10 protein-coding genes, 1 tRNA gene and 1 pseudogene are annotated in these 11,300 nt (G+C 61.1%); 7 read left to right on the top strand and 5 right to left on the bottom strand.

Translation table 11 applies throughout. The features are described from left to right. Positions 1 to 4: 4 nt before the first annotated feature. Positions 5 to 100, top strand: a tRNA-Sec gene (locus GTQ41_RS13800). Positions 101 to 132: 32 nt separating this feature from the next. Here GTQ41_RS13800 and GTQ41_RS28630 read toward each other — a convergent pair. The 3 genes and pseudogenes from GTQ41_RS28630 to GTQ41_RS13790 form a co-directional block, all read right to left on the bottom strand. After that, positions 133 to 222: pseudogene (locus GTQ41_RS28630) on the bottom strand (metal ABC transporter ATP-binding protein); the annotation flags it as partial. A gap of 126 nt (positions 223 to 348) precedes the next feature. Then, positions 349 to 1,641, bottom strand: coding sequence for an OprD family porin (locus tag GTQ41_RS13795; protein WP_047294511.1), 1,293 nt, complete (start codon positions 1,639 to 1,641; stop codon positions 349 to 351). Positions 1,642 to 1,835: 194 nt separating this feature from the next. Beyond that, entirely contained in the window at positions 1,836 to 3,218 is a 1,383-nt protein-coding gene (locus GTQ41_RS13790) for an aspartate aminotransferase family protein (RefSeq protein ID WP_047294510.1), read from the bottom strand. A gap of 159 nt (positions 3,219 to 3,377) precedes the next feature. Here GTQ41_RS13790 and GTQ41_RS13785 point away from each other — a divergent pair, with 159 nt between their 5' ends. The 3 genes from GTQ41_RS13785 to GTQ41_RS13775 all read left to right on the top strand — a co-directional run bounded on the left by GTQ41_RS13785 (position 3,378) and on the right by GTQ41_RS13775 (position 6,744). Next, the gene (locus tag GTQ41_RS13785; protein ID WP_047294508.1) at positions 3,378 to 3,983 is read left to right on the top strand and encodes a TetR/AcrR family transcriptional regulator; all 606 of its coding nucleotides are present in this window, start codon (positions 3,378 to 3,380) and stop codon (positions 3,981 to 3,983) included. A 146-nt stretch (positions 3,984 to 4,129) separates the two neighbouring features. Next, a complete protein-coding gene (locus tag GTQ41_RS13780; protein WP_047294506.1) occupies positions 4,130 to 4,969 on the top strand; it encodes a hypothetical protein in 840 nt (279 codons plus the stop codon). Positions 4,970 to 5,121: 152 nt separating this feature from the next. Beyond that, positions 5,122 to 6,744 (top strand): mechanosensitive ion channel family protein, encoded by a 1,623-nt coding sequence (locus tag GTQ41_RS13775; RefSeq protein ID WP_047294504.1) that lies wholly within the window; start codon positions 5,122 to 5,124, stop codon positions 6,742 to 6,744. Positions 6,745 to 6,766: 22 nt separating this feature from the next. Here GTQ41_RS13775 and GTQ41_RS13770 read toward each other — a convergent pair whose 3' ends face one another. Together GTQ41_RS13770 and GTQ41_RS13765 are read right to left on the bottom strand one after the other, a co-directional pair. Beyond that, positions 6,767 to 7,438 carry a DUF3313 domain-containing protein gene (locus GTQ41_RS13770; RefSeq protein WP_047294503.1) on the bottom strand — a complete coding sequence of 224 codons (672 nt, stop codon included), beginning with the start codon at positions 7,436 to 7,438 and terminating at the stop codon, positions 6,767 to 6,769. 35 nt (positions 7,439 to 7,473) lie between these two features. Beyond that, complete coding sequence (locus tag GTQ41_RS13765; RefSeq protein WP_047294501.1) at positions 7,474 to 7,797, bottom strand: hypothetical protein; 324 nt, start codon at positions 7,795 to 7,797, stop codon at positions 7,474 to 7,476. A 165-nt stretch (positions 7,798 to 7,962) separates the two neighbouring features. Between GTQ41_RS13765 and GTQ41_RS13760 the strand changes: the two genes are divergently transcribed. The 3 genes from GTQ41_RS13760 (at position 7,963) to GTQ41_RS13750 (ending at position 11,245) form a co-directional block, all read left to right on the top strand. Then, positions 7,963 to 8,673 (top strand): response regulator, encoded by a 711-nt coding sequence (locus tag GTQ41_RS13760; protein ID WP_047294499.1) that lies wholly within the window; start codon positions 7,963 to 7,965, stop codon positions 8,671 to 8,673. Next, positions 8,670 to 9,998, top strand: coding sequence for an ATP-binding protein (locus GTQ41_RS13755; RefSeq protein ID WP_047294497.1), 1,329 nt, complete (start codon positions 8,670 to 8,672; stop codon positions 9,996 to 9,998). The genes GTQ41_RS13760 and GTQ41_RS13755 overlap by 4 nt, the downstream gene beginning before the upstream one ends. A gap of 62 nt (positions 9,999 to 10,060) precedes the next feature. Beyond that, a complete protein-coding gene (locus tag GTQ41_RS13750) occupies positions 10,061 to 11,245 on the top strand; it encodes a DUF2252 family protein (RefSeq protein ID WP_047294495.1) in 1,185 nt (394 codons plus the stop codon). Positions 11,246 to 11,300 lie beyond the last annotated feature (55 nt).

Genomic DNA, 11,300 nt, shown 5'->3' with positions numbered 1-11,300 from the left:
CAAAGGAAGGCAATCGCGCCCGGTGGCGCGGCCGGGCTTCAAACCCGGTTGGGGACGGCATCCGTTCCCGGGCAGGTTCGACTCCGGCTGCCTTCCGCCAATTACCGCAGCATTCACGACGCACTGAATCCCCTGTGGGAGCGAGCTTGCTCGCGAATGCGGTACGTCATTCAACATCTGTGTCGACTGATCGGGCGCTTTCGCGAGCAAGCTCGCTCCCACAGGGGATTGGGGTTTTCAGACTGGCGTGTACAGCAGGGTTTCGTTGTCGGTGGCTTCGTGTAGTTTTTCCAGTCGATGGATTCGTAGGGCGACGTCGGCTCTGAGTCTGGTTTTAACCACTCGCCATCAAAGCCCCAACGGATACTGAATCACCACATAAATCCGGTCGATATCATCGCCGGCCTGTGCCTCATTCGCTCGGTGCGAGACGTGCGACAGCTGCACCGACAAATCCTTCGCCGCTCCCGATTGCACGATGTATTTCAGGTCGATATCCCGTTCCCAATGCTTGCCGCCAGCGCCTTGCTGCGGCTGATAGTCGCCGGTGTCGGCATCGAACGGGTTGTACGCGCCGCCCTTGGGCGCGTGGGTGCCGTCGATGTGGCTGCCGCGAACATATCGGGTCATGAAGGTCAGGCCGGGGATGCCGAAGGCGCCGAGGTCAAGGTCGTAGCGCGCTTGCCAGGAACGCTCGCCGGCGCCGTTGAAGTCGGCGTATTTGATCGAGTTGGCGAGGTAGATCGAGTCGCCGCCCACGAAATCGAACGGCGTGTCGCCATTGATGCGTTGCCAGCCGAGCATGACCGCGTGCGGGCCGAAGTTGTACTTGCCGGACAGGCTGAACGCGGTGTTGTCGATCGCCCCGGCCAACGCGCGACCGGTATCACGGGTGTGGTAGAGGTTCGCGTCGAGCAGCAGGCCGGACTGTTTGACGTGCAGATTGGCGTAGTACTGATGCCAGGTGTCCGTCAGTTCCGAAGCGTACAGCGAACCGCCGATGGGACTGTCGCCGAACAGATCCGCGCCGAGAAAACTGACTCCGCCGGCCTCGGTGGTGGCGCCGTAGCCGGAAAAGTCGCCGTGGCTTGAAGAACTGTCCTGATTCTTGAACGCGGTGAAGTGGCCAGCCGTGAGGTTTACGTTGTCGACTTCACGGCTGTTCAACAGTAAACCTGTGGCGTATTCCGGTTGCAGGCGTTTGTCCGAGGTGTCGAACACCGGGGTTTCCACGGTCATCTCGCCGAACGCGAGGGTCGTTCGCGAAACCTTGAGTTTGAACGCGCCGCCAGCACTGGAGTAGTTCGGTTCACTGCGACCGCTGCTGTCGACCGGCAACAGACCGGTGCCGGAATGACCTTTGCCGCCGTCGAGTTTCAGGCCGAGAAAGGCGTGGGCATCGATGCCAAAACCGACGCTGCCCGGTGTGTAGCCAGAGGTGAACGTGCCAATAAAACCCTGGGCCCACTCCTGCTTATAGTTTTTGCCGGCGGGCGAGGGCGAGCGGTAGTCGTTGCTCAGGAAGAAGTTGCGGCTGAGCACTTCGGTTTTGGCGTCGTTGAAGAAGTCGCTGGCGAAAACAGTGTCGGTCGCTGCGCAAAGCAGGGCCAACAGTGCAAGGCGTGGTGTCGAGGGAGCCATCGAGAGAGACCGACAATCAGGGAAAGTCTCCGATGATGGGCCCGATCAACCGGGCCGGATTGAGCCGATGTGCTGAGTTCAACCGAGTGCCCTTGTGGGAGCTAGCCTGCTAGCGAAGGCGGCCTGCCAGTCGACATTGATGTTGAATGACACTCCGCTTTCGCCAGCAGGCTAGCTCCCACAGGGGGTATGGGTTACAGGCGGCCGTATTCGCGAGCGGTGCGATCCACGGCGATGCGCGTTTTGTCGACCAGCTCATCCAGCTCCGCCCGCGTGGCAATCAATGCGGGGGCCATGATCATTCGGCCCAGCGTCGAACGAATGATCAAGCCTTCTTCAAACCCAATGGTGCGGCAGCGCCAGGCGATGTCGTTCTCGTTGGCAAAGCGCTTGCGGGTGGCTTTGTCTTCGGCGAATTGCAGCGCCGCCACCAGCCCGACGCCCTGAATCTCGCCCACCAGCGGATGGTTGCCGAACACTTCGCGCAGGCAGCTTTGCAGGTACGGGCCGGTGTCGTTTTTTACCTGCGTGACCACGCCTTCATCGCGCAGGGCCTTGAGGTTGGCGATCGCCACCGCCGCCGCCACCGGGTGACCGGAGTAGGTCAGACCATGGGCGAACACGCCGCCTTTTTCCACCAGCGCTTCGGCCATGCGTCGCGACAGGATCAGGCCGCCCATGGGGATGTAGCCGGAGGTCAGGCCTTTGGCGATCGACAGCGTGTCCGGTTCAAAACCGAAGGCCTGGTGCGCAAACCATTCGCCGGTGCGGCCAAACCCGCCAATCACTTCGTCGGCGCACAGCAACACGTCGTACTTACGACAGATGCGCTGGATTTCCGGCCAGTAAGTGGCGGGCGGGATGATCATGCCGCCAGCACCCTGGAACGGTTCGGCGACGAACGCGGCGACCTTGTCGGCGCCCAGTTCGAGGATCTTGTCTTCCAGTTGCCGCGCTGCCTGCAGGCCGAACTCTTCGGGGCTGAGGTTGCCTTCATGGGCGAACCAGTACGGCTCATCGATGTGCGCGACGTCAGGGATGGTGCCGCCCATTTCGTGCATGAATTTCATGCCGCCCAGCGCCGTCGCGGCCAGCGTCGAGCCGTGGTAGCCGTTCCAGCGGCCGATCATGATTTTTTTCTCGGGCTGGCCCATCACCTGCCAGAACTTGCGCACGGTGCGGATCAGCACTTCGTTGGCTTCGGAGCCGGAGTTGGTGTAGATCGCGTGGCTGTAGTGCCTGGGCAGCAGGCTGAACAGCAGTTCGGAGAGCTCGATCACCTGCGGGTGAGTGGTGTGGAAGAACATGTTGTAGTAGGGCAGTTGTTGCAGCTGCGCGGTGGCCGCGGCGGCCAGATCCTTGCGCCCGTAACCGAGGTTGGTGCACCACAGCCCGGACATGCCGTCCAGGTAGCGCTTGCCGTCGTTGTCCCGCAGTGCCAGGCGATCTCCGCTGACCATCACCCGCGGGCCTTCCTCGTTGAGCGCCTTCTGGTCGACGAAGGCGTGAATGTGGTGGGCGGCGTCGGCGGCCTGGTAATCGCGGGTGCTGCGGGTCGGATCGAATACGGCGGACATGGCGGTTCTCCAGAGAAACGGGGCAAGTGAGTGCGCGTTCATTCCAGCGGTGCACGGTTAATATTTGTCACTTAAAAATATTTTTGTAAAGAAAATATTTGTCGGTGAAAAAATAAATCCGTAGGCTGACGGCCATCAGCAAGACAGGACACCAGCACCATGAGCGGGCTCAGAGAACGGCAAAAGGAACAGCGCAGGGAAGTCATCGCGCAGGCAGCGCTGGAGTTGTTCATCAGCAACGGCTTCGGCGCGACCACGCTGGAGCAAATCGCCAATCAGGCCGGGGTTTCCGCGCCAACGGTGGTCAATTATTTCGGCGGCAAACAGGAAATTTTGCTGGCCTTGCTCAAACAGCCGGACGAGCAGGCGATGCGTGATGCGCGGGCCAATCTGGACGACGACAGTGATCCGCTGGAGGCGCTGTGCGAGTTCGAAGGCTTGATGACCGACTACCAACTGCAAGCGATGCCGGCCTCGCTGTGGCGTGAATTGGCGCCGTTTCTGCTGACCGGCGAGCTGGCTCAGGCGATGAGTCCGTGGAATGCGGCGGTGATCGAAGAAACCAAAGCGCTGCTCGGGCATTTCCAGACACAGGGCAAGCTGCGTGCGTCGGTCGATCTGGACGTGGCGGCGACGCTGTTCAACCAGTACGCGAACATGGCGTTCATCCGTTTGGCGACCCAAGAAGTACCGGACCGGCCGGCGCATGCCTTGCACATGCGCGGGGTGTTGACGCTGTTGTGTCACGGCATGCTGGAGGGTTGAGCGGAAGTTACAGATCCGGACCGTCGCGCCGGGCGGTATGGGTACCTGTCAACTCTGACAGTTATGCGGCCAGTCAAAGAGCCCTAGGCTTGGGGAGCCCTTTGTTCGGGGACGATCCACTGGCTGGATAACCAAGGAGTGCCGACATGACACCTACATTGCTGCGTCACACGACGGGACGGGTCGAGGCAACGATCAACGAACAACCGTCTTTGAGTTTCCTTGCAGAAACAGACCTCAAGGTCACTATCGTTGGGGCCAAGTACAAAGTTGCGGCCAGAATGCCGCTGGAAAACAACCGTGAGCGGTACATTGATCTCTCTTTTCCCTCTGACCTTGCAGGCGATGGTCGGGAATACTCTTTTCCACTGACCCCATCCTCTGAGGCACAGGGTCGCTACTCACGCTTCCCGGAAAACGAATCCCTGGCGTCGAATGAAGGTTCGCTGCAGGTGCATTTCGACACGACGCAAAGGCGCTTGTGGGGCACGTTCGATTACCGTGTCGGCTCTGGCAACTTGAGATTCGAAATAAGCAAAGGCAGTTTCGATCTCTTTGGCTTCGACATTGCAAAACCGGGAGGCACCGGTACATTCACGGGAACGGTCGACAGACAGACCTTCGACGCGAGTGAAGTGGGTATACGACGTGTAGACGACATCGGACTGCCCGAGCCCTACCTTGAGGTCATTGGCCGTACCCGACCCGCCGTTGGCGACGAGCATATCGCCATCCAGATCGACACTGACGTGAATGGGCTGCGACACACACTCGGACGCGACGATAGCCAAGTGCGGGCGCTTTACTTTCACTCGCTATCAGGATTTTTTCTCGCCACCAGCGGTGAAGTGAACTTTGCCGCCTTGCCCACGCCAACTCAGGCAAAAGGCACGATAGTAAAAGGCATCTTCCAACAAAACACGGAACAACTCCGCGAGATCGACTGCACATTCGATATCACCGAAAACCCGACCGGTAATGGGTGAGGCAATTGGGGGGAGGCTGCCAGAGGGCGAACGATGGCAATCAAGAATTATCGTCATCACCCTCATCCTGCAAGCCGATCTGACAACCGTTCAGCGCTCAACTACGCTGCCTTACGTATTCCTCTGACACCCGGGCGTAAGGAAACACGTGCATGCGAAGCAGGCTGCTGGCGGTAGCGATGATGGTGTGTGCCTTGCTCGGGTCCGGAGCTGGCTGGGCGCTTGAGGAGACGGCAAAGCCTGCGAATGAAGCGGTGGAGCTGAAGGTCGCCAACCGCAGCATCATGCTGTTTCGTGCGACGCTGCTGGGCGAATCGCCGGCGACCCGCGTCAAGCGAGCGAAGACGGTCATCACCGAGGCGCTGGACGAGTCGGAGAATCTGACGGTCTCGATCGACCCGATCCAGAACAGCTACATGGTTTTACTGGGCGACAAGCGCGCGTTCATCGTCGCGCCCAAGGACGTTGATGGCCTCGAGTACGCCTCGGTGCAGCAGGCTGCCGAAGGCGCTGCCGAGAAACTGCGCCAGGTGGTCACTGAAACCGGGGAGGCGCGCAGCCTGCACCTGATCATCAGGTCTCTGGCGCTGGCGGCGGCGTCCACTGTGATCTATGTCGGCTTGCTCTGGTGCCTGGCCTACCTGCGTCGCAAGTTGCTGAGCAAATTGCCCGAGCTGATGGAACGCCATACCCAGGTGCTGAAAATCGGGCGGGTGCAGTTGATCGACGCCAATTTCCTTTATCCGTTGGTCAGTCGCCTGCTGTTGGTGCTGCGTTGGCTGGTGATTGCGCTACTGACCTACGAATGGCTCGGGTTTGTCCTGTCGCGATTTCCCTATACCCGGCCATGGGGTGAAAGCCTCAACAACTATCTGTTCGAGTTGGCCGGCTATCTGCTGGATGGCATTGTCGGGGCTATTCCCGGACTCGGCGTGGCGTTGGCCATTTTCTTTATCGCCCGTGGGGTGACGGCGTTTGCCCGGCGCATTTTGCGGCGCATGGCGACCCCGGGCACCTTCAGTTGGCTGAACCATGAGACCTTGCAACCGACCCAACGCCTGACCTCGCTGGCCATCTGGCTGTTTGCCCTGGCGATGGCGTATCCGTATCTGCCGGGCGCCGGCACCGATGCGTTCAAGGGCTTGTCGGTGCTGATCGGCCTGATGATTTCCCTCGGTGCTACCAGTGTGGTGGGGCAGGCGGCAGCCGGATTGATCCTGACCTACACGCGCACCTTGCGCCCTGGCGAGTTCGTCAGGATCGGCGAATATGAGGGCACCGTCACCGAGCTGGGCATGTTCACCACACGCATCCGCACCGGGTTGGGTGAAGTGCTGACGCTGCCCAATTCGATGATCACCGGCACCGTCACCAAAAACTACTCGCGCACCGTGAAGGGTCCCGGTTACGTGGTCGATACCGTGGTCACCATCGGTTACGACACCCCGTGGCGGCAGGTCGAGGCGATGTTGCTGGAGGCGGCCCGCCGCACGCCGGGTGTTCTGGAAGACCCGCCGGCTCAGGTGTTCCAGACTGCCTTGTCGGATTTCTATCCCGAATATCGCTTGGTGGCGCAGGCCATTCCGAGCCAGCCGCGCCCGCGTGCGGTGTTGCTGAGCATGCTTCACGCCAATATTCAGGATGTGTTCAACGAATATGGCGTGCAGATCATGTCGCCGCATTATCTGGATGACCCGCAGCAAGAGAAGCGAGTGCCGAAGGACAAGTGGTTCACGGCCCCCGCACAAAAGCCGGAGGGTGAGGATTTGCCTTAGTCAGTGCCGCTCTTGCGAAACGTCAGCGACGGATCGCGGCATACGACTTGCCCAGATCGCTGGCCCAGCCGTCCAGCACGCCTTTGACGTCATCGGCAGTCAGCACCTGTTTGTCGTTTTCCAGCGGCACTCCGGTGCCCTTGCGCACCACTTCAGCGACTACTTCGCCGGTGGAGCCGTCCTCGAACGAGACTTCGGTGGTGATTTCGCTGTCCTGATCGCGGATGCCGGTGGCGGTGCTTACGCCGGCGGCAACCAGGGTCACCGGCAGCCATTCATACAAGCGCAAGCCTTGGGTGCTGGCGGCGACGCGGGTAATCGCGGGTCTGACGATCAGGGTATTCGGCCCGGGTTGCGATACCAGGTGCATGACCTTGCCCAGTTCCAGCCTGAGCGCGGCGTCGTAGTAGTCGGTGACGCCGGACAGCGTGCTCAGCGGAACTCGCTCGGTCGGCGCGACGCTGGGGTAGAACTGACTGGGCGCCAGATAGGCCTGGGTGTAACGCCCTCGGGCCAGCGCCGGGCTGACCCAGCCCAGCACGCTCTGCCCGGACGGCGATGTGTGCTCGCTCAGCACGCTGTAATCGTGCAGAAATCCCGTGTACTTCTGCGGTTCAACGGTTTTGCTGCTGCAGGCCGACAGGCTCAGAGACGCTGTGCACATCAGTGTCATCAGGCAATGGCTTTTTATCATGCGAATCCTTGTTTTGCGCTTTTGACCCGCGTCGTTCAAGCGCGGGCAGTGATTGGGGAGGAGAGCGGCGGGGTGTTGTCCGAGCATTCGATGTGCAGCTGGCCGTGGCTCATGATCCACTGGATGAGGTCGGCGGTCGGAATCGAGTGCACGTACTCGACCCATTGCGAATCGCCGGGGCCGTACTGCTCGAAATAGCGGCGCAGGACGATACGGCTTTGGTCATCTGACAGGCCCAGGCAGAACTCCTGAAACAGCAACGGCGTATTTTGATCAGGCGCGCTGGTGCGCTGGCTGAGAATCAACGGATAGCGGGCGTCGTGGCCCTCGGCGGTGTACCTGTCGTGCAATGCGCTCATTGAATGCCCCCCGGTTGTCGATGGCGAGCAGAGTGCCTGAGGGGTTTTGCCGCAGCATGTCCGCTTGATGTCCGCGACGAAGGAATGTTGCTCGATTGAAATATATGACCTGGCGGCCAGAATGGTTTTAGATGCGTTCTTTTTTGGCCTGAGGATCCTGTGCCCGTGAGCAGACTGCTGATCGTCGACGATGACGTGGAAATTCTCGCCCTGCTGAAGAAGTTCTTCGTCCAGCACGCCTACGAGGTCGATGTCGCCGCTGATGGCGCAGCGATGTGGGCGGCGATTGCCCAGCAGCGCCCGGACACAATCATTCTCGACCTGATGCTGCCCGGTGAAGGTGGCCTGAGCCTGTGCCAGAAAGTGCGGGCGCAGATGGGCATTCCGATCATCATGCTGACTGCCATGGGCGAATTGAGCGACCGGATTGTCGGCCTCGAACTGGGCGCCGACGACTACGTGACCAAACCGTTCGCCCCGCGTGAACTGCTGGCCCGCCTGCGCGCCGTGCAGCGTCGTGCCGGTGAGCAGCTCAGCCCTGTCAGCGAACCTTCGCGACCGGTGATTGCTTTTGCCGGTTGGCATCTGGATATCACTTGTCGCGAGCTGCGCTCCCCGGAAAACGTGATGATTCCGCTGTCCGGTGGCGAGTTCGATCTGCTGGTGGTGTTTCTCGATCACCCGCAACGCATTCTCACCCGCGAGCAACTGATCGACCTGTCTCGCGGTCAGGGCCACGACGCCTTTGATCGCAGCATCGACGTGCAGGTCAGCCGCTTGCGCCGCAAGATCGAGCCGGACAGCAAGCGTCCGGACCTGATCCGCACCGTGCGCAACGGCGGTTACCTGTTCACCGCCAAGGTCACGCGCGCATGATCCATCGCTTCCTGCGCCGTGATCCGCTGAGTCGGCGGATCGCCCTGACCATCGTCGCGGCCATGCTGGCTTCGCTGGCGCTCAATTTTCTGTTCGTGGAGGTGGCCGGGACCTGGGCGCGGCCACCGATTGAGCGCACCGGGTTGCTGGAGCAGATTGCGGCGACCGTCAAGGTGATCGAGGCTGCACCTGCGCCTTTACGCCCGAAACTCGCGCACGCGGCAACCGGCCCGACGCAGGAGGTGACCTGGAGTGCGCAACGTGACGAGCTCGGATTGCCTGCGGGAGGAACGCAGCTGATCGCCAACAAGACGTCGGGGTTGCATCAGTTGCTGGGTGATGAGCGAGACATTCGGGTGTTCAATCCCGCCGACTGGCCGAGCGGCAGTCCGCTGGCGCGCTACGCGGCGCTGATTCAACTGCCGGATGCCAGCTGGTTGTTGTTCTCCTCGCCTGAACGCTCCTGGGGCCTGGACATCGGCACACGCATCGCGATCATCATCGCCCTCGGTCTGATCGCCACCGTGCTGGTGGCCTGGCTGGCCACGCAGCAACTGGCCAAACCGCTGCAACGCTTTGCCAGTGCCGCCCGCCGCTTTGGCGGTGATCTGCGCGCGCCGCCGATCAAAGTCGAAGGCCCGGACGAGATCCGCCAGGCCATCATCGCGTTCAACACCATGCAGGCGCAGATCCAGCACTACATCAGTGAGCGTACGCACATGCTCGCGTCGATCTCCCACGACTTGCGTGCGCCGCTGACCCGCATGCGCCTGCGCAGCGAGTTCATGGAGGACTTTGATCATCAGGGCAAACTGATCCGCGACATTGAAGAAATGCAGTCGATGATCAATGCCGCGCTGGCGTTCTTTCGGGAAGACACTCAGCCGGAACAGAGCACCGCATTCGACCTGTCGGAGTTGCTGCAGACCATCATCGACGACTACCGCGACCAGAACATCGCCATCGATTTCCATGGCCCGGCGCATCTGGTCTACGAAGGTCGCCCGCTGGGAATCAAGCGTGTGATCGTCAATCTGCTGGAAAACGCCGAAAAGTATGCGCAGCAGCCGGCCATTACCTTGAGCAGCGATGGCTACAGCGTCTGCATTGACGTGAGCGACGAGGGGCCGGGGATTCCCGAAGCGTCGTTGCAGCGGGTGTTCGACCCGTTCTTCCGCCTGGAAACCTCGCGCAACCGGGAAACCGGTGGCGTCGGGCTCGGGCTGTCGGCGGCGCGGGCGATCGTGCGCGAGCAGGGCGGCGAACTGACGTTGAGCAATCGCAGCAGCGGCGGCTTGCAGGCTCGGGTTGAGTTGCCTCTGTAATACTTTGAAACATTTGCCCGTGACGGGCGGTCAACAGGACACATTCTCTGCAAGAAGCGTCCATGAAAACCCCACGGCCCTCCGCACGCCTCGAACCGCTCTCACAACTTCGCAATCTGAAAATGGCCCGTTCCGCGCACGCTTATGTGCGCGGCAGTACGGTGCAGTTTTATGAGTGGCTGCACAGCCAGCCCGGGCGCCGCCTGCCGAAAGGGCCGGCGGTGTGGATCTGCGGCGATTGTCATGCCGGCAATCTTGGACCGACCGGCGATCTGAAAGGGCGCATCGATATCCACATCCGCGACCTCGACCAGACGGTTATCGGCAATCCCGCGCATGACCTGGTGCGACTCGCACTGTCGCTGGCGACTGCCGCCCGGGGTTCCGATCTGCCCGGTGTGGCCACGGCGCGCATGCTCGAGGAGATGATGCGCGGCTACGAGCAGGCGTTTGAAGACGACGTCGACAAAGAGCCGCCACGCCCCGCGCAAGTCAAGGCCGGGATGCGCAGCGCAGTGCAACGCACGTGGAAGCATCTGGCCCAGGAACGCATCGAAAACACCAAACCGACGATTCCGCTGGGCAAGCACTTCTGGTCGCTGTCACGCGAAGAGCGCAGTGCGCTGAAGACCCTTTGCGCCACGCCAGATCTGCACACGCTGGTGACCTCATTGAAGGGGCGCAACAAGGACGACCGGGTGAAAATGCTCGATTCGGCCTATTGGGTCAAAGGCTGCAGTTCGCTGGGACTCAAGCGTTATGCGGTGCTACTCGGTGTGGGCGAGGGTGATGACGAGGAATATTGCTTGCTCGACGTCAAGGAGGCCGTTGCCGCCGCAGCCCCGCGCGTCGCCCGCACCGCGATGCCCCGCGACAACGGCAAACGTGTGGTCGAAGGCGCGCGGTTTCTCTCGCCGGGCCTGGGTAACCGGATGATCGCCACCCGGCTGCTCGACCATGGCTTCTTCATCCGCGAACTGCTGCCACAAGACATGAAACTTGAGCTCGATCAGTTGAGCCAGACCGACGCGAAGCTCGCCGCCGGCTATCTGGCCCGTGTCGTGGGGCTGGCCCACGCCCGGCAGATGGACATGAGTACCCGCGCCTCATGGATGCGTGAACTGCAGGCGTGCCGCTCGAAGACTCTGGATGCACCGTCGTGGCTGTGGTCCAGTGTCGTGCAATTGGTGGGTCGTCATGAGAAAGGCTATCTCGAACATTGTCGGCGTTATGCGCTGGAGCATTGATCTGTGTGAGTGAAACAGTTGTCGGTTGCCGATATGAAATTTGTTCTGTAGATTT

This window comes from Pseudomonas sp. AN-B15 (assembly GCF_019056475.1).
GTDB classification, from domain to species: domain Bacteria; phylum Pseudomonadota; class Gammaproteobacteria; order Pseudomonadales; family Pseudomonadaceae; genus Aquipseudomonas; species Aquipseudomonas parakoreensis.
Note: the sequence above shows the minus strand (reverse complement) of the source record. Positions and strands in the feature narration are given on the sequence as shown.